Genomic DNA, 17,869 nt, shown 5'->3' with positions numbered 1-17,869 from the left:
TCCATCTATTGCCCCCGATCAGCCCGGTCAGATATCCTCGATCATCTCCGCCAGCACCGCCAGGCAATCCTTGCCGAGCTGCGCCGAACGGGCCGGCGACCAGCCGAAATCAGCGTCGGGCAGATCGTCATTATCCTTGAACGGCATTTCCAGCGTCATCGCGACCGCGCCGAAGCGTTCGGCCAGCTGGTTGGTCGACATGGCGAGATTGGCCTTGCCGCCGCTCGCCACCGGATAACCGAGGCGCGTCTGGAAATCGGGCGTGCGGGCCGCCAGCGTGTCGCGATAGCGATGATAGAGCGAGAGCTGTCGGTCGGTGATCGAGGGAATGCCCTCGAAGCCGGCCAGGAACACCGCCGGGATCGCCTCGTCGCCATGCACGTCCATGGCGAAATCGACGCCGGTCTCGTCCATCGCGGCGCGGACCAGATAGACTTCCGGGCTCTTGTCCATCGACGGCTCATGCCATTCGCGGTTGAGATTGATGCCCGCCGCATTGGTGCGCAGATGACCGCGCCGGCTACCGTCCGGATTCATGTTGGGGACGATGTGGAAGGTCGCCTTCTGGCGCAGATAGCGCGCCACCGCATCCTCGTCGTCGGTCAGGCGCTCCAGCGCGCCTTCCATCCACCACTCGGCCATGCTTTCGCCGGGATGCTGGCGGGCATAGAGCCAGACATTCTTGGGGCCTTCGCCGACGCTCAGCATGTCGAGCGGCTGGCCGTCCAAGGTCAGGCCGAGTTCGCGATGCTCGACGCCCGGCTGGCAGGCGGCCCAGGCGACCAGATCATGATGGCGTTCCATCGAATAGGGCGCGAAATAGGCGAGCCAGACGGCATTGCTGTCGGGCGAGAGGCGGATCGTCAGCGTACCGTCGGCATAATCGGTATCGGCTTGCAGCCAATTCTCGCGATCCTCGCTCATCCGCGCCTTGTAGCCCGGCCAGCCGTCGGGATAGGCCGAGCCCGCGCAGTTCACGATCGCCAGTTCCACCTCCCGTCCGGCAGCGCCCGCCAGACGGAAATGGAACCATTGATAGAAGTCGCTGTCCTTGTCCTTGACGATTTCCAGCTCGGCGCGGACGCCTTCTGGACTGTCGGTGATGGAAAGAACGCGGATGTTGCCGCTGTCGAAGGCGCTCGAAATGGAGATGGTCATTTGACCGTTATAGTGCGCCCGGATTCGCCCGGATAGCCCCCGAGGAGGGCGGCAGCGAGCTTTTGCGCGACGGCGCGCGGCTGCGACTCGGGCGTGCCTTCACGCGATTCGGTCGAGGCGCGGCCTTCCCAGATGGCGGCCTGATCGCTGCGACGGCGAATCTGGATCTGCAATTCGGTGGAGACGATATCCTTGGGCTTGCCCGACAGGTTGATGCCGACGCCCAGCCCCAGGCCGGAATAGCCGCCACTGCCCAGCGCCCCGCCAACGCCCACGCTGACCGGCTTGTCATTGCGCGCGGTGCCGGTCGGGCGGAAGCTGCGGCGGAAGCCGACCAGCGCGACATAGTCGCTGCCCGCATCGCCCGCATTGGTGAAACCGACGCGCTGCAGTTCCTGGCTCACCGCCCCGGCATAGGTGCGAAATTCCAGGCCAACGTCCGGATTGCCGGGGATTTCCTGCACCGCGATCGATCCGGTCTGTGCCGGGCTGCCATTGTGGAATCGCGTCACCTCCACCGACGGCACCGTCGCGCAGGCGGCGAGCGACAGGGCAAGGCAGGAGGAGAGGATGATCTGTTTCAACATGCGATTGCACTCCAACGGGACTATGTCCAACACGCCGCCGACATAGCATTCCCTTCCAACGGGTGAAGCCATGACTTGGCTGCATGCAGGATGAACGGTGGCAAAAGGCGGTGGCCTGCGCTTGACTTTCGGCCGCCTCCCCCATAGGGGCTGCGCTTCGATTTTTCCAATCAGACATGATTCCAGAAGGCTGACAATGAAGATCCGCAACTCGCTCAAGTCGCTCAAGGGCCGCCACCGGGACAACCGCGTGATCCGTCGTCGTGGCCGGACCTACGTCATCAACAAGACCAACCGTCGCTTCAAGGCCCGCCAGGGCTAAAAGCGCGGACGGATCGGCCCGCCGATCCTCCGGACCTTCCAAAGGTCTTATTGAGCGCCCGATCCCATGGATCGGGCGCTCAACGTGTTGGCGCGCTGTTTTCGCGCGAATCGATTCGGCTACCCAACAAAAAGGCGCGGCAACCCGGATAGGCCGCCGCGCCGAATCGGTCGAAAAAGACGAATCAGGCCAGCATGGTCGGTTCTTCGTCACGCCCCTTCAGCTCGTCGCCACGCACGGTCGCGACATGCAGCACGTTGGTCGAACCGGGCGTCCCGAAGGGCACGCCGGCCAGCACCACGATCTTGCCGCCCTTGGCGCTCATGTCGTGGCGCAACGCCATGCGGCGCGCCTTGCCGATCATTTCCTCGAAATTGCCGATATCCTTGGTGCGGATCGCATGGACGCCCCAGGTCAGGCCCAGCTTGCGCGCAGTATCGGATCGCGGCGTCAGCGCCAGGATCGGCGCGGACGGCCGCTCACGCGCCACGCGGCGCACGGTGCTGCCCGACGAGGTGAAGCAGGTGATGACGCTGGCGCCGACGACCGGCACGATGCCCGCGGCAGCCTCCGCCAGGGCGTCGGCGGTGGTCGGGTCGGGCCGGGTTTCGGTGAAGTGCAGACGGGCGAAATAGCCCGGATCGCGCTCCACGCTATGGGCGATGCTGTCCATCATCGACACCGCCTCGACCGGCCAGTCGCCCGCCGCCGTTTCGGCCGACAACATGATCGCGTCGGCGCCGTCATAGACCGCCGTCGCCACGTCCGACACTTCGGCGCGGGTCGGGGTCGGCGCCTTGATCATCGATTCGAGCATCTGGGTCGCCACCACAACCGGACGGCCCATGCGGCGCGCGGTGGCGACGATCTGCTTCTGCAGCGGCGGCACCGCCTGCGGCGGCAATTCCACGCCCAGATCGCCGCGCGCGACCATCACGCCGTCGGCCATCTCGATAATCTCCTCCAGCCGCTGCACGGCCGAGGGCTTCTCGATCTTGGCCATCAGCGCGCCATGGCCGCCCATCAGCTTGCGCGCTTCGGCGAGATCCTCGGGCCGCTGCACGAAGCTCAAGGCGATCCAGTCGCAGCCCTGATCGACCGCGAAGCTGAGGTCACGGCGATCCTTGTCGGTCAGCGCCGGCACCGGCACGACCACGTCAGGCACATTCACGCCCTTGCGGTTCGACAGGGTGCCGCCGATTTCCACGATGGTATCGATTCGCGTATCGGTCACCGCCTTCACCCGCAGCACCAGCTTGCCGTCATCCAGCAGCAGCCGGGTCTCGGGGACCAGCGCGGCATAGATTTCGGGGTGCGGCAGGTTCACGCGCTCGACGGTGCCCGGCGTGTCGTCCCGATCGAGGACGAAGGCCGCGCCGGTCTCCAGCACCACCAGCCCCTTCTCGAACGTGCCCACGCGCAGCTTGGGGCCCTGAAGGTCGGCCAGAATCGTGGTCGGCCGGGCAAATTCCTTTTCCAGCTCGCGGATCGTGGCGATGCGGGCGGCATGATCCTCATGCGCGCCATGGCTCATATTGACTCGAAAGGCGTCGGCACCCGCGACAAACAATGCGCGGATCATCTCTGCGCTCTCGCTGGCGGGACCGAGGGTCGCGAGAATGCGAACCTTGCGCGAGCGGGGCGATAGTCGTGTCATGTCTTCTCCTGGCCGTATTGATCGCCTCTGGCTTGCCAGGGCGTCGTTATCGATTATCCGTGCTGCACGACAGGATGATGTAGATTAAGCGAAAGGTTCCGCCTGTGTCCGCTACCATACTCAGTGACGCCGTCGCTGCAACCGCCTTCCGTCGGCTGATCGCGCATTTGCAGCATCGGACCGACGTGCAGAATATCGACCTGATGGGTACGGCCGGCTTCTGCCGCAACTGTCTGGCCGACTGGATTGCCGAGGCCGACGGCCATCTGACCCGCGACGAGGCCCGTGCAATCGTCCACGGCATGCCCTTTGCCGAATGGAAGGCCCGCCATCAGAACGAAGCGACGCCCGAGCAGATCGCAAAGATGCAGGAGAGTGTGGCGAAGAACGCGGACAACCACTAAGCTTTGGCATCAGGCTCCGGGCGACCCTGCCGGATCAGCCTGGGGTGCATTGCGCGACCCGGCATTTCTCAATTAGAGCCTGATTCACGGTATCAGCGGAAGCGCAAAGCGCTTCCACCTCAACCGATCAGGCTCTAGGAGCATCCGCCAACCGATTCACACTGACACGGAGATTCCCATGAGCGAGGGCAATATCGCAGCCGACCAGCTGCGCCTTCTGATCGAGCGCATCGAGCGCCTGGAAGAAGAAAAGAAGGGCATCGGCGACGACATCAAGGACGTCTATCTGGAAGCCAAGGCGACCGGTTACGACCCCAAGATCATGCGCCAGATCATCCGCCTGCGTAAGATGCAGCCGCATGACCGCCAGGAAATGGAAGCGATCCTGCAGACCTACCTGTCCGCGCTGGGCATGGAATAAGGCGGTCCACGCCTTATTCCCGACCGGTGCATGCCACCGGACCTTGCCGAGGGGTGCTGTCGACCTACATCTGGTCCAGCCCCCTCGCGCCAGGGGCGCCACCAAAATGAGAGGACGCCCCTTATGACCGACATCATCGTCAGCACCACCAGCCGCCTGGAAGGCCGTCCCGCCCAGGATTATCTGGGCATCGTCACCGGCGAAGTGATTGTCGGCGCCAACCTCTTCCGTGACCTGTTCGCCAGCGTGCGCGACATCGTCGGCGGCCGATCGGGCGCCTATGAGGATGTGCTGCAACGCGCCCGCAGCGAAGCGATCGAGGAGATGCAGGGCAATGCCCGCAAGCTCGGCGCCAATGCCGTGGTCGGCGTCGACCTCGACTATGAAGTGATCGGCGCCAATGGCTCCATGCTGATGGTCTCCGCCTCGGGCACCGCGATCCGCTACTGATCGCCGCGCCTCCGCCATCCTCTAGCGTTGCAGGATGGCGACGCGCTCGCTAGAGAGCGCGCTTCGGTTTCACAGAAATGTCAGGAGAAGGCCGTGGCCGGCCATTCCAAATTCAAGAACATCATGCATCGCAAGGGTGCGCAGGACAAGAAGCGCTCGTCGATGTTCTCCAAGCTGTCGCGCGAAATCACCGTCGCGGCCAAGATGGGCATGCCCGATCCGGACATGAACCCACGCCTGCGCCTGGCGGTCAACGCCGCCAAGGCCCAGTCGATGCCCAAGGACAATATCCAGCGCGCGATCGACAAGGCGATCGGCGGCGACATGGAGAATTACGAGGAAATCCGCTATGAGGGCTATGGCCCCGGCGGCGTCGCCATCATCGTCGAGGCACTGACCGACAATCGCAATCGCACCGCGACCAATGTCCGCACCGCCTTTGCCAAGAATGGCGGCAATCTGGGCGCATCGGGCGCGGTGAGCCATGGCTTCGACCGCCTGGGCCTCATCACCTATCCCGCCAGCGCCGGCGATGCCGACGCGGTCTTCGAAGCCGCGCTGGAAGCGGGTGCGGACGATGTCTCGTCGAACGAAGACGAGCATGAGATCTGGACCGCGATGGACGCGCTGCACGAAGTCGCCAAGGCGCTGGAAGCCAAGCTGGGTCCGGCAGAGGGCGCCAAGCTCGCCTGGAAGCCGCAGACCACGCTGGAAGTCGACGAAGCCAATGCCGCAACGCTGCTGAAGCTGGTCGACACGCTGGAAGATGATGACGACGTCCAGACCGTCTGGGGCAATTATGAAGTCTCCGACGCCGTGATGGAGAAGCTGGGCTAAGATGCCCGGCTCCCGTTCGCTTCGGGCGAGATCGCGCAGCGCCGATGCGCGCCGGTCTTGCCCGATGCGGACGATCCTGCACCCATGATCATACTTGGCCTCGACCCCGGCCTCGGCACCACCGGCTGGGGCCTGATCGCCGCCGATGGCAATCGCCTGACCCATGTCGGCAACGGCCAGATCAAGACCGACAGCGCGATGTCGCTGGCGACGCGGCTGATGGCCCTCGATCTGGCGCTGACCGACCTGATCCTCGAACATCGGCCCGATGGTGCTGCGGTCGAGGAGGTGTTCGTCAACGTCAATCCGCAATCGACGCTGAAGCTGGGCCAGGCGCGCGGCGTCATCCTGCTGAATGCCGCGCGTTCCGGCATGGAAGTGGGTGAATATGCCGCCCGCCTCGTCAAGAAATCGGTCGTCGGCGTCGGCAACGCGTCGAAGGACCAGGTCCATGCCATGGTCCAGCGGCTGCTGCCCGGCGCCAAGATCGTCGGCTCCGACGCGGCCGATGCCCTTGCGGTGGCGATCACCCATGCCCATCATCTGGCGAGCGCCCGGCGGATGCCCGCGCGCTGACCTGCCATCGGAGACCATCGCGACCATGACCGACCTGCCCCACGCCCGCTACATCATCGTCCCGCATGACGGCGCGTGGAAGATCAACCTCAACAACAGCTATTACGGCCCCTTTGCGACGCAGCAGGCGGCCATCGACAGCGCCACCGAAACGGCGAAGAAGGCGGCGGCAGGCGGCTATCCCGCATCGGTCCTGCTGATGAACGGCACCGCATTCGACACCGCCTGGACCAGCATCGAAAACGACGATACCTGATTTTTACATATTTCGGGAACTCTTCGTCCCTTTCCGCATTTATCGACACCAGCATAAGCGGGCGCAGGGATGAGCAAGAAGATTCTGATCGTCGAGGACGAGATTTTCGTCGCGTTGGAAATCGAACAGATTGTGCAGGATGCCGGCTTCGATGTCGGCGGCATCGCGGCCGACCGCGAGGCGGCGATGGCCGCCGCCGAATCCTGCGACATCGCCCTGGTCGACCTCAACCTGCGTGATGGCCCCACCGGCCCCGCCATCGGCATGGAACTGGCCAGCCGCTTCGGCATCAAGGTCATCTATGTGACCGCCAATCCGGCGCAGATCGGCACGGCTTCCGTTGCCGCGCTGGGCGTCGTCACCAAGCCCTTCCGCGCACAGAGCATTGCCCAGACCGTGCGCCTGGCCGCCACCGAAGCAGCCGACCTCGCCACGGCGGAGATTGCCGGCTTTACACCCTTCCCGCCGCCGCGCGGTGCATCGAGCGTCGCGGTATCCGCAGGCTGAGCCGAAGCCCGTCGGGGCACCATTGCCGTTCGAGCTGACCACCCAGCTGACGCTCGACGCTGAGCGCGATCAGGCGACTGCCAAAGCCTTCGCTGGCGATCGGCGCCACACTCGGCCCGCCCTCTTCGCGCCAGTCGAGCCGGATATCCTCATCCTGCGTCACCACATGCAGCGCGATGAAGCCATTAGGCGTCGATAGCGCGCCATATTTGGCGGCATTGGTCGCCAGCTCATGAAACAGCAGCGCCAGCGGCGTCGCCGAGCGATCATCGATCGGCGGATTGTCGCCCGACAATTGCAGTCGTTCCCGGCCGCCATAGGGCGCAAAAATCTCCTCCAGCACGCCATGCAGCGACGCCTGCTCCTCCGCCATGCTGACGCCGCCGCCATGGGTCCGGACGAAGTCATGCGCCCGCCCCAGCGCCAGGATGCGATCGCGCAGGTCGTCCGCCCCTTCCTGCATGCCCGGTCGCTCGCGCGCTGACAGGCCGATAAGGCCGGCAATGACGGAGAAGATATTCTTGATCCGGTGCGACAGCTCATGCGCGATCATCTCGCGCTCTTCAAGCATCAGCTTCTGTTCGTGAATCTCGGTGCAGGTGCCGATCCAGCGGATGATCTGCCCCTGCGCGTCACGGATTGGCAGGGCGCGCCCCAGCGTCCAGCGATAGAGGCCGTCGCGGTGCCGCAGCCGATATTCGATTTCATAGGGATCGCCGCTCGCCAGCGAATGGCGCCATTTCTCCCAGGCCTTGGGCTGGTCATCGACATGGAACATGCCGTTCCAGGCATCGCCATCAGTCGATCCCGCCGGCACGCCGGTATATTCATACCAGCGCGCATTATAATAATCATGATAGCCGTCGGGCAGGGTCGACCAGACCATTTGCGGCATGGTGTCGGCCAGGGTACGGAACATGCGATCGCTGTCCGCCACCGCTGCCGCGTCGAGCCGCTGCTGGGCGATCACGTCGCGATCGCGGCGGCGTCCTTCCAGTTCCACCATCACCTGCCGCGCCAGCAGCGACACCCCCTGGCGCTGCAGCGGGGTCAGGTCATCGCGCGGCACCGTATCGATGACGCAGAGCGCACCCAGCGGCTCGCCATCGCCGCCGACCAGCGGCGCCCCGGCATAGAAACGGATATGCGGCGCACCGGTGACCAGCGCATTGTCGATGAAGCGCGCATCCTGGGTCGCGTCGGGCACGACGAAGATATTGTCGCCCAGCATGGCAAGGGCGCAGAAGGAGACGTCACGCGGCGTCTCCTCCGCATCCAGCCCAACCCGCGCCAGAAAGCGCTGCCTTACATCCTCGACAATGCTGACGAGCGCGATCGGCGCCCCGCATAGTTGCGCGGCGAAGCTGGTGATGTCGTCCAGGGTACGGAAACCGCCGGCGTCGAGATCATAAAGCGCCAGCAGCGCCGCCCGATCCGTTGCCAGGCCGCGTCCGTCAGCCATCGCTGACCCGCTCGATGTCGGCGCCGACGGCCGAGAGCTTTTCCTCCAACCGCTCATAACCGCGATCGAGATGATAGACGCGGCTGACGATGGTCTCGCCTTCGGCAGCAAGGCCGGCCAGGATCAGGCTCATCGAGGCGCGCAGATCGGTCGCCATCACCGGCGCACCGACCAGCTTGTCGACGCCGCGTACGACCGCAGTGCGGCCGTTGACGCTGATGTCGGCACCCATGCGCGCCAGTTCAGGCACATGCATGTAGCGATTCTCGAAGATCGTCTCGGTCAGGACCGATGCGCCCTCCGCCTTGGTCAGCATCGCCATGAACTGCGCCTGCATGTCGGTCGGGAAGGCCGGGAAAGGCGCGGTCGACAGGGTCAGCGGCTTGAGCTTGCCGTCGGACGAAACGCGGATGCCGTCGCGATGCTCGTCGACCTGCACGCCCGCGTCGCGCAGCGCGGCCAGGATGGCGTGCATATCGTCGGCATTGGCGCCGATCAGGTCGAGCGAACCGCCGGTGATCGCCGCAGCACAGGCATAGCTGCCCGCCTCGATACGGTCAGGCATGACGCTGTAGGTCGCGCCGTGGAGACGATCGCGGCCATGGATCACCAGCTTGTCGGTGCCCACGCCCTCGATATCGGCGCCCATCGCGATCAGCAGCTTGCAGAGATCAACAATCTCCGGCTCGCGCGCGGCATTTTCGAGGATGCAGGTGCCCTTGGCGAGCGAGGCCGCCATCAGCGCATTTTCGGTCGCACCCACCGACACCACCGGGAAGGTATAGATGCCGCCGGGCAGGCCGCCATCGGGCAGGCTGGCGCGGACATAGCCGGCCGCAATCTCGATGATCGCGCCGAAGGCTTCCAGTGCCTTGAGGTGCAGGTCGATCGGGCGGTTGCCGATCGCGCAGCCGCCGGGCAGCGACACCCGTGCCTCGCCGGCGCGGGCGAGCAGCGGGCCGAGCACCAGGATCGACGCGCGCATCTTGCGCACGATGTCATAGGGCGCCTCGGTCGAGGTCACGCGACCGGCACGCATCGTCATGACGCGGCCGAAATCCTCCGGACGGGCGCCCTCGATCATGGTCGACACGCCAAGCTGGTTGAGCAGATGGCCGAAGCTGTCGACGTCGGCCAGGCGCGGCAGATTGCGCAGCGCGACGGGCTCGTCGGTCAGCAACGCGCACGGCAGCAGCGTCAGGGCAGCGTTCTTAGCGCCGGAGATGGGAAGGCGGCCATTGAGTTGCTTGCCGCCGCGAATGTGAATGCGGTCCATTGGCTAGGTTTCATAGCGTCTATTGCGCGCCGTGCAAGGCGCGCGCGCGGTCGTTCGGCGTGAAAAACGGGCAGGGACGGGCGCGGCGGAAGACTATTTTCGCGGATCGCCGCAACCTTGATCGAGTTTAGTGCGCCTTGCCGAAATGCAGCCAAAAGGAGGTTGGGGCGTTCTGCCATCGTAACAACAATTTCAAGAAGAAGGTGTATTGGTGGCGACGAGCTGTTTCGCGGAAAGACTGGCCAAGACGGTTCCCCTGTCCGACGCAGAAAAAGCAGCATTGGCTCGGCTGGAAGAAAATCCCCGCAAGATCAAACGCGGGGCCATGATCCAGCGCGTCAACGAGACGATCACTGAGTTGTTCGTGCTGCGCGAAGGTCGGGTCATGAGCTATGTCATCCTGCCCGATGGCAGCCGCCAGATATTGCGCGTCTACTTCCCCGGCGATTTCATCGGTTCGGCCAGCACCATTTACAGCAAGGCCCCGGAATCACTGGTCGCCCTGTCGGACGCCATCGTCTGCCCGTTCGACAAGCATGCGCTGCGCCGGTTGCTGGAGGAATATCCGCGCGTCGCTGCCCTGCTGTTCCTGCTGTCCAATGCGGAGCGGGTGGCGATGACCGACCGGCTTGCCTCGCTCGGCCGCACATCGGCCAGGGCGCGGGTCGCGTCCTTCCTGCTCGACATGTTCGATCGGCTGCGCGTGACGGACGACAGCATCACCGACAGTTTCGACCTGAAGCTGACGCAGGAGGAGATTGGCGACGCGATCGGCCTGACGTCGGTTCATGTGAACCGGATGATCCGGCAGATGGAGCAGGAAAAGCTGATCAGCCGTGCCAATGGCCGGATCACGCTGGTCGACATGGCCCGGCTGGAAGAGATCGGCCATTATACCAACCGGCACAAGCATATGGACCTGGACTGGCTGCCCGCGATGAGCTGACGGCCGGTCAGGCCAGCAGTTCGACATCCCAATAGAGCCAATCGTGCCAGCTTTCGTGGAGATAGCCGGGCGGAAAGGCGCGGCCATGTTCCTGCAGCTGCCAGCTGGTCGGCCGGATCGGCTGGACATGCAATTGCATGCCCGCTTCACGCGGGGTGCGACCACCCTTCTTGAGATTGCAGGGCGAACAGGCGGTCGCGACATTTTCCCAGGTGGTGCGGCCACCCGCGCGGCGCGGCACGACATGGTCGAAGGTCAGATCCTGCGTCGTGCCACAATATTGGCAGCTGAAACGATCGCGCAGGAACAGGTTGAACCGGGTGAAGGCCGGATGCTCCGAGGGTCGCACATATTGCTTGAGCGCGATGACCGAGGGGATGCGCATCTGCAGGCTGGGGCTGTGGACTTCCCGCTCATAGGAAGAGACGATATCCACCCGCTCCAGAAAAATCGCCTTGATGGCGGTCTGCCAGGGCCACAGGCTCAGGGGATAATAGCTGAGCGGAGTATAGTCCGCATTCAAAACCAGCGCCGGGCAGTTTTCCGGATGCCGTATCAGGTCGGGATGGTACATAGTCGCCTCTACCCCCTTGCCGACGCCGCTGATCGACCAACAACGTGACAAGAGCATGACAGCATTAACGAATATCCGCCGTCAAGAGCCTGTATGACTCAATCCACCGCACCACAGCATCTTGTGAGTCGTTTCGCGCCAAGCCCCACCGGTCGATTGCATGTCGGCCATGGCTGGTCGGCGCTGATGGCGATGGACCTGGCACGGGCCGCGGGTGGCGCCTTTCGCCTGCGGATCGAGGATATCGACGGCACCCGCAGCCGACCCGAACATGTCGACGGGATTGTCGAGGATCTGCGCTGGCTGGGCGTGGCATGGGATGGTCCGATCATCTTCCAGTCGCAGCGCCTGGCCGACTATGACGCGGCGCTCGACCAGTTGCGGGCGATGGACCTGCTCTACCCCTGCTTCTGCACGCGCGCCGATATCCAGGCGAGCCTGACCGCGCCGCATGGTCCCGAAGGCCCGGTCTATCCCGGCACCTGTCGCGCCCTGCCGAACGCCGAGCGCACACAACGTATCGCGGCGGGCATGCCCCATGCCTGGCGGATCGACATGCAGGCGGCGGTCGCACGGGCGGGAACGCTCCGCTGGGCTGCCCTGCCCTATCCCATCGACCCAGATGCGCACGCCATCGACAGCCCTGCCGATCCGGCGGCGGCAGGCGATGTCGTGCTGGCGCGCAAGGATGCGCCGGCCAGCTATCATCTGTCCTGCACGCTGGACGATGCGGCGATGGGCGTCACCCATGTGCTGCGCGGCAATGATCTGCGCGCCGCGACCGACATCCATCGCCTGCTGCAGGCGCTGCTCGACCTGCCAAACCCCGCCTATATCCACCACCCGCTGCTGCTGGGCGCCGATGGCAAGCGGCTGGCGAAGCGGGATGGCGCGATCGCGCTCGCCGAACTGCGCGGCGCCGGCATGGACCCGCAGCGCCTGGCCGATGATCTGCGCGCCGGGCGCTTTCCGGTTGGCATCACCGCCGGAGCGGCCTAGCATCCTCCCATGACCACTGTGCTCGTCATCGCCCTCATCCTTGCCATGGCCGCGACCCTGTTCGCGCTAGTCCGCGGCATCATCGCCTTCCTCCAGGCGACGAAGGAGGAACTGAACCTGCCGGAAGGGGCGCCGCGCCCGTCCAGCCTGAAGCAGAACCGGATGATGATGAACCGCATCCTGTTCCAGGCTGGCGCCGTCATCATCATCGCCTTGTTGCTGATGATGAAGGGCAATGGCTGAGGCCTGATGGTCAAGCTCAACAAGATCTACACCCGCACCGGGGACGCGGGCACCACCGGCCTGGTCGATGGATCGCGCCTGCCCAAGCATGCGCCCCGCATGCAGGCGGTCGGTGACGTGGACGAGGCGAACAGTGCGATCGGTCTGGCCATATTGGCGATCGGCGACAGGCCCGAGGGGGGCTGGCTGACGACCATCCAGAACGACCTGTTCGATCTGGGTGCCGACCTCGCCACGCCGATCCCGGACGGCGCGGACGAGCCCTGGGCGCTGCGCATCATTGCCGGCCAGGTCGCGCGACTGGAGCAGCAGATCGACGACATGAACGCCGATCTGGCTCCGCTCGACAGCTTCATCCTGCCGGGCGGCAGTCCGTCCGCTGCCGCCGTCCACCTCGCCCGTGCGATCACCCGCCGGGCCGAGCGCAGCGCGACGGCAGCCGCCGCCGATGTCGCGCTCAATCCGCAGGCGCTGGCCTATCTCAACCGCCTGTCCGATCTGCTGTTCGTGCTCGCCCGCCGGCTGAACGACAATGGCGCGCGCGATGTTAAATGGGTGCCGGGCGCGTCAAGACAGGTATGATTTCAACGGCCTGGCTACCATCGGCCACGCTTTGCCTTGCAGCGCAACATTAACCCTATTCATTCAGAGCGCGTTTAGCCAATTCTCCAAATTTGCGGGTTATTCGCAATTAGTGAGAGGGCCAAGATGCAATTCTATCTGGCAACATCCTTCATCTTTCCGCGCAGCCTGCGCCTGCGCCTGTTCGCACTCTGTTTCGTTGCGACCCATCTGCCGCTGATCGGCTATATCAGCTGGGGCATGGCCACCGGCCGGATCGCACTGGCCGAGTTCCTGCTGCTGCTCGGCGCCACGCTGGTCGGCACGATCATGGCGCTGATGGGGATCGGCGCGCTGCTGAGCCCGATCCATGCGCTGGCCGATACGCTGCGCCCCGACAGTCCCGAGGCACCGGTCCTGCCCGAAGTCGGCGACGTGATCCGCACCCTCTATGCCGGCGTTCATCGCGCAGCGACATCGACCCGCGCGCAGATGGACGAATTGCAGGTGGCGGCGCATGAAGATCCGCTGACCGGTATCGCCAACCGGCGCGGCCTGCTGGCCCAGATCGACGAGCTGCCGGTCGAGAAGCGCCAGGGCTGCATCGCGATCATCGACATCGATCATTTCAAGCAGGTCAATGACCGGCTGGGCCATGACGAGGGCGACCGGGTGCTGCGCGATTTCGCCACCCGCCTGTCCGCCCAGATCCGGCGCATCGACATGGTCGCGCGCTGGGGCGGCGAGGAATTTGCCGTCTTCTTCCAACATTGCATCGAGGATGAGGCGAGCTGGTCGCTGGCGCGCCTGGCCGAACAGATTCGCGAGCATCCGCTGGGCGATGTCGATGGCCGGCCGATCACCTTTTCCGCCGGCATCTGTCGCTGGAAGGGAGAGGAGATGGACGAGGTTCTCCGCCTTGCCGACCAGGCGCTGTACGAAGCCAAGGCCAATGGTCGCAACCAGCTGCGCCGTGCCCGGCCGGAGCGCACCGCCGCCTGATTCTGTGCCGCAGCGGGCCGGCAAGGAACCGACCTGCCCGGTCATGCGCTTACCCCTTGCGAGAGCGGTGCAACCGTATCGAAAGGGGCGTGCATGGCCAAAATCTGGATCCAGCCCGGACAGGACGCGCTGGCGGAACGCTATCGCGCCGTCCGCGCCCTGACGCAGGCGCTGGCGACGCCCCTGTCGGACGCGGATGCCACGGTGCAGTCGATGCCCGACGCATCGCCCGCCAAATGGCATCTGGCCCATGTCAGCTGGTTCTTCGAGACCTTCGTCCTGCGCGATCATGTCGAGGGGTATCGCCCCTTCGACGACCGCTTCGCCTATCTGTTCAACAGCTATTATGAGGCCGAAGGGCCGCGCCATGCCCGGCCGATGCGGGGCATGCTGACCCGGCCGAGCCTGAACGAGGTGCGCGCCTATCGCGCCCATGTCGATGCCGCGCTGCTGGCCGCCATGCCGCATCTGCCGGAGGCCGCCTGCACGCTGGTGGCGCTGGGACTGCAGCATGAGCAACAGCATCAGGAATTGCTGCTGACGGACCTGCAGCATCTTTTTTCGCTCAATCCCATCGCCCCCGCCCTGTTCGATGCACCCAGGGCGATGCCCGCGCCGGTGCCCGGACCGCTGCACTGGATCGAGGGGCGCGAGGGGCTGGTCGAGATCGGCGACGATGGCAAGGCCGGGTTCGCCTTCGATTGCGAGGGGCCGCGCCACAAGGCCTTCCTGCGCCCCCATGCTTTGGCCCACCGGCCGATCACCAATGGCGAATGGATCAGCTTCATCGAGGATGGCGGCTATCGTGACCCGGCGCTGTGGCTGTCGGATGGCTGGGCCTGGGTCCAGGCGGAAGGGATAGAGGCGCCGCTCTACTGGCAGCGCAGCGAGAAGGGCTGGACCCGTTTCGGCCTGGATGGACGCCAGCCGGTCAATCCCGCCGCCCCGGCCTGCCATATCAGCCTGTATGAAGCCGACGCCTATGCCAGTTGGGCGGGCGCGCGCCTGCCGACCGAGGCGGAATGGGAAAGCGCGGCGCTCAACATCGCGCCGACCAGTGGCGAACAACTGGACGGCGCCGCCTGCCCCCGCCCCCGCGCCGCCGAAGACGGCACCAGCCTGACCCAGATGTTCGGCGATGTATGGGAATGGACCGGCAGCGCCTATCGCCCCTATCCCGGCTTTCGCACCGCCCCCGGAGCAGTCGGCGAATATAATGGCAAGTTCATGTCCGGACAGTTCGTGCTGAAGGGCGGCAGTTGTGCCACCCCGCGCGGCCATGTCCGCGCCAGTTATCGCAATTTCTTCCACCCCCATCAACGCTGGCAGTTCACGGGACTGCGGCTGGCCAAGGATCTGTAAGCCCCATGCTGCTGACACATGACATGCCCGCCGCCCGCACCATCGACCCGGCATTCCGCCGCGACATATTGGCCGGCCTTGCCCGATCGCCCAAGGCGACCCCGCCCATCTGGTTCTACGACCGGCGCGGATCGGAATTGTTCGAGGATATTACCGACCTGCCCGAATATTATCCGACCCGCACCGAAACCGCGCTGCTGGCCGGCCATGGCGATGATTTCGCCACCGCCATCGGCGCCGGTCGGGCGGTGGTGGAATTCGGCGCCGGCAGCGCGCGCAAGACACCGCATCTGCTGCGGGCAATCGATCCCGCCGCCTATGTGCCGATCGACATCAGCGGCGATTTCCTGCGCGCCAGCAGCGCCGAACTGGCGAGCGCCTTTCCCGGCCTGCCGGTGCTACCGCTGGTCGGCGACTTCACCGGCACATTGGCCCTGCCCGATGCGATCGACGGACTGCCGCGGCTCGGCTTCTTCCCCGGCTCGACGATCGGCAACAGCGAACCCGACACCGCCGTCGACCTGCTGCGCGCGATGCGCCGACTGCTGGGCGACGAAGCGATGCTGCTGATCGGCATGGACCGGATCAAGGACCGCGATCGGCTGATCGCCGCCTATGACGATGAAGCCGGTGTCACCGCCGCCTTCAACCGCAACCTGCTGGTGCGGATCAACCGCGAGCTGGAGGGTGACCTGCCGGTCGAGGCCTTTGCCCATCGCGCCATCTGGAATGACGAGAAGGCGCGGATCGAGATGCACCTGGAAGCGACCGAACCGCTGCATTTCCATGTCGCGGGCCAATGTTTTCACATGAAGGCCGGCGAGACGATCCACACCGAGAGCAGCCATAAATATGGCGCGCGCGACGAACGGCTGCTGCTGCGCGCGGGCGGATGGGAACCCACGACCGAATGGATGGACCCGGACGGCCTGTTCGCACTGGTGCTGGCGAAGGCGGGGTAGAATCTGCCGGGGAATTTCACGCGACAGTCGAAGTTCACAGTGTCGTGGGGCTGATTCCGGCCAAATGCGCCGGCCATGCGCCTGCCCCGCGCCGGTGAAGCGACAGTCGCGCGACAATCGGGTCAGGGCGACGCGCCTTCGACGCGACACGGACGCGACAGCGAGGCGACAGTGAAGCGACACTGGGCGGCTGGAGCGCAACGGTGCGGGGTGGGAATAGAGCGCGGCTTCCATTGCCGATGATAAATCAGAGAAAGGCTGAGTAGGAAAGCGAGGGCGAAACTCTTGTTTCGACCATTCCCGTCATGCGGGGGGTTTGACGGTTGGCGGCCATGAGCGGACCCGTTCCCCCTCCCGCAGGCGGGAGGGGGTTAGGGGGTGGGCTGGACGTCGCGAAAGCCCACCCCGCTGCGACTAATGCGCTGCGCGCATAAGTCTCGCTGCCCCTCCCGCCAGCGGGAGGGGAATGGTAGGAATCCACCCAACTCCACCATCCCAGCGGAATGACGCCCCCAGCCTATTCCGTCGCGAGCAGCAGGTCGCGCAGGTCGTGCAGGCTGGGCAGGACGGCGCTGGCCGCTAGGACCAGTTCCTCGGTCGGCGGCAGGAGGTCGGGGATCATCACCGTCGCCATGCCCGCCGCCACGCCGGCGCGGACGCCCGCATGGCTGTCCTCCACCGCGACGCAATCGGCCGGATCGACGCCCAGCCGCTCGGCCGCCAGCAGATAGGGCTGCGGGTCGGGCTTGGGCCGGTCGATGTCATTGCGGGTGACGACGGTCTGGAAATAAGGAAGCAGCCCGGCCTTCTCCAGCCGCTGCTGGGCATAGGGGGCCATGGTCGAGGTCGCGATCGCCATCGGAATGCCGGCCCTGGCGAGATGATCCAATATGACCTCCGCGCCCGGCCGCAGCGGAATGCCCGCCTCCAGCGCGGCGACGAACAGCGCGTCGCTGTCGGCATAGAATTGATCGACCGGAAAGTCCGGCCCCATGCGGTCGGCCAGCATCCGCAGATTCTCGTCGCGGTGGATGCCGACCATCGACAGCAGCATCTCGTCCGACATCGGCCAGCCCATCGCCGCGCCGGTGCGGGCGAAGGCATCGCGATGCGCGGCCTCCGTGTCCAGCAGCGTGCCGTCCATGTCGAAGATGACGGCGCGGATCGGGTTGGGCAGCGCAGCGGCGGCTTGCGGCGGCGCGTCGGAAAGGGATGCGATGCTTGCCATGCCCTTCATATGGTGTGTGCTTTGCAATATTTCCATTGCAAAGCGCGCCATCGGGGCTGCAATTTTCCTATTGCAGCCG

At 65.2% G+C, this 17,869-nt stretch carries 22 protein-coding genes; 15 read left to right on the top strand and 7 right to left on the bottom strand.

All coding sequences use genetic code 11. The annotated features are described in order from the left end of the window. Positions 1–27 precede the first annotated feature (27 nt). Positions 28–1,158 (bottom strand): M14 family metallopeptidase, encoded by a 1,131-nt coding sequence (locus tag U0025_RS23595; RefSeq protein ID WP_004210180.1) that lies wholly within the window; start codon positions 1,156–1,158, stop codon positions 28–30. Continuing rightward, entirely contained in the window at positions 1,155–1,745 is a 591-nt protein-coding gene (locus U0025_RS23590) for a DUF4136 domain-containing protein (RefSeq protein WP_004210178.1), read from the bottom strand. The genes U0025_RS23595 and U0025_RS23590 overlap by 4 nt, the downstream gene beginning before the upstream one ends. 196 nt (positions 1,746–1,941) lie before the next feature. On the opposite strand from U0025_RS23590, the gene ykgO reads away from it, so the two are divergent. Beyond that, a complete protein-coding gene (gene ykgO / locus U0025_RS23585) occupies positions 1,942–2,067 on the top strand; it encodes a type B 50S ribosomal protein L36 (RefSeq protein WP_004210176.1) in 126 nt (41 codons plus the stop codon). A 184-nt stretch (positions 2,068–2,251) separates the two neighbouring features. Here ykgO and pyk read toward each other — a convergent pair whose 3' ends face one another. Beyond that, positions 2,252–3,724: a pyruvate kinase gene (pyk, locus tag U0025_RS23580; protein ID WP_004210174.1), complete on the bottom strand. Its 1,473-nt coding sequence runs from the start codon at positions 3,722–3,724 to the stop codon at positions 2,252–2,254. A gap of 104 nt (positions 3,725–3,828) precedes the next feature. Here pyk and U0025_RS23575 point away from each other — a divergent pair, with 104 nt between their 5' ends. The 7 genes from U0025_RS23575 (at position 3,829) to U0025_RS23545 (ending at position 7,175) form a co-directional block, all read left to right on the top strand. Beyond that, complete coding sequence (locus tag U0025_RS23575) at positions 3,829–4,128, top strand: DUF1244 domain-containing protein (RefSeq protein ID WP_004210173.1); 300 nt, start codon at positions 3,829–3,831, stop codon at positions 4,126–4,128. A gap of 178 nt (positions 4,129–4,306) precedes the next feature. Continuing rightward, complete coding sequence (locus tag U0025_RS23570; RefSeq protein ID WP_004210171.1) at positions 4,307–4,549, top strand: DUF2312 domain-containing protein; 243 nt, start codon at positions 4,307–4,309, stop codon at positions 4,547–4,549. A 123-nt stretch (positions 4,550–4,672) separates the two neighbouring features. Next, a complete protein-coding gene (locus U0025_RS23565) occupies positions 4,673–4,999 on the top strand; it encodes a heavy metal-binding domain-containing protein (RefSeq protein WP_004210170.1) in 327 nt (108 codons plus the stop codon). A 93-nt stretch (positions 5,000–5,092) separates the two neighbouring features. After that, positions 5,093–5,836, top strand: coding sequence for a YebC/PmpR family DNA-binding transcriptional regulator (locus tag U0025_RS23560; protein WP_004210169.1), 744 nt, complete (start codon positions 5,093–5,095; stop codon positions 5,834–5,836). An 84-nt stretch (positions 5,837–5,920) separates the two neighbouring features. Further along, positions 5,921–6,412, top strand: coding sequence for a crossover junction endodeoxyribonuclease RuvC (ruvC, locus tag U0025_RS23555; protein WP_004210168.1), 492 nt, complete (start codon positions 5,921–5,923; stop codon positions 6,410–6,412). Between the two features lie 25 nt (positions 6,413–6,437). After that, positions 6,438–6,668: a DUF2188 domain-containing protein gene (locus U0025_RS23550; protein WP_004210167.1), complete on the top strand. Its 231-nt coding sequence runs from the start codon at positions 6,438–6,440 to the stop codon at positions 6,666–6,668. 69 nt (positions 6,669–6,737) lie between these two features. Then, a complete protein-coding gene (locus U0025_RS23545; protein ID WP_004210166.1) occupies positions 6,738–7,175 on the top strand; it encodes a response regulator in 438 nt (145 codons plus the stop codon). On the opposite strand, the gene U0025_RS23540 is transcribed toward U0025_RS23545, so the two are convergent. Beyond that, entirely contained in the window at positions 7,120–8,637 is a 1,518-nt protein-coding gene (locus U0025_RS23540) for a PAS domain-containing protein (RefSeq protein WP_004210163.1), read from the bottom strand. The genes U0025_RS23545 and U0025_RS23540 overlap by 56 nt on opposite strands. Continuing rightward, the gene (murA, locus tag U0025_RS23535; RefSeq protein WP_004210161.1) at positions 8,630–9,913 is read right to left on the bottom strand and encodes a UDP-N-acetylglucosamine 1-carboxyvinyltransferase; all 1,284 of its coding nucleotides are present in this window, start codon (positions 9,911–9,913) and stop codon (positions 8,630–8,632) included. The genes U0025_RS23540 and murA overlap by 8 nt, the downstream gene beginning before the upstream one ends. Positions 9,914–10,121: 208 nt before the next feature. Between murA and U0025_RS23530 the strand changes: the two genes are divergently transcribed. Further along, complete coding sequence (locus tag U0025_RS23530) at positions 10,122–10,859, top strand: Crp/Fnr family transcriptional regulator (protein WP_004210159.1); 738 nt, start codon at positions 10,122–10,124, stop codon at positions 10,857–10,859. Between the two features lie 7 nt (positions 10,860–10,866). Here U0025_RS23530 and U0025_RS23525 read toward each other — a convergent pair whose 3' ends face one another. Further along, the gene (locus tag U0025_RS23525) at positions 10,867–11,433 is read right to left on the bottom strand and encodes an HNH endonuclease (RefSeq protein WP_004210158.1); all 567 of its coding nucleotides are present in this window, start codon (positions 11,431–11,433) and stop codon (positions 10,867–10,869) included. Positions 11,434–11,526: 93 nt separating this feature from the next. On the opposite strand from U0025_RS23525, the gene gluQRS reads away from it, so the two are divergent. From gluQRS to egtD, 6 genes are all read left to right on the top strand, one after another. Then, positions 11,527–12,432, top strand: a complete 906-nt coding sequence (gluQRS, locus tag U0025_RS23520) for a tRNA glutamyl-Q(34) synthetase GluQRS (protein ID WP_004210157.1) — start codon at positions 11,527–11,529, stop codon at positions 12,430–12,432. A 9-nt stretch (positions 12,433–12,441) separates the two neighbouring features. Next, a complete protein-coding gene (locus U0025_RS23515; RefSeq protein WP_004210155.1) occupies positions 12,442–12,675 on the top strand; it encodes a twin transmembrane helix small protein in 234 nt (77 codons plus the stop codon). A gap of 6 nt (positions 12,676–12,681) precedes the next feature. Then, positions 12,682–13,257, top strand: a complete 576-nt coding sequence (locus tag U0025_RS23510; RefSeq protein ID WP_004210154.1) for a cob(I)yrinic acid a,c-diamide adenosyltransferase — start codon at positions 12,682–12,684, stop codon at positions 13,255–13,257. Positions 13,258–13,383: 126 nt separating this feature from the next. Beyond that, the gene (locus tag U0025_RS23505) at positions 13,384–14,238 is read left to right on the top strand and encodes a GGDEF domain-containing protein (RefSeq protein ID WP_004210153.1); all 855 of its coding nucleotides are present in this window, start codon (positions 13,384–13,386) and stop codon (positions 14,236–14,238) included. A gap of 93 nt (positions 14,239–14,331) precedes the next feature. After that, a complete protein-coding gene (egtB, locus tag U0025_RS23500; RefSeq protein ID WP_004210152.1) occupies positions 14,332–15,600 on the top strand; it encodes an ergothioneine biosynthesis protein EgtB in 1,269 nt (422 codons plus the stop codon). Positions 15,601–15,605: 5 nt separating this feature from the next. Continuing rightward, positions 15,606–16,562: an L-histidine N(alpha)-methyltransferase gene (egtD, locus tag U0025_RS23495; RefSeq protein ID WP_004210151.1), complete on the top strand. Its 957-nt coding sequence runs from the start codon at positions 15,606–15,608 to the stop codon at positions 16,560–16,562. 517 nt (positions 16,563–17,079) lie between these two features. On the opposite strand, the gene U0025_RS23490 is transcribed toward egtD, so the two are convergent. Continuing rightward, the gene (locus U0025_RS23490) at positions 17,080–17,799 is read right to left on the bottom strand and encodes an HAD family hydrolase (RefSeq protein WP_306452546.1); all 720 of its coding nucleotides are present in this window, start codon (positions 17,797–17,799) and stop codon (positions 17,080–17,082) included. Positions 17,800–17,869 lie beyond the last annotated feature (70 nt).

Origin of the sequence: Sphingobium yanoikuyae (assembly GCF_034424525.1) — a bacterium.
In the GTDB taxonomy this organism is placed as follows: Bacteria; Pseudomonadota; Alphaproteobacteria; order Sphingomonadales; family Sphingomonadaceae; genus Sphingobium; species Sphingobium yanoikuyae.
Note: the sequence above shows the minus strand (reverse complement) of the source record. Positions and strands in the feature narration are given on the sequence as shown.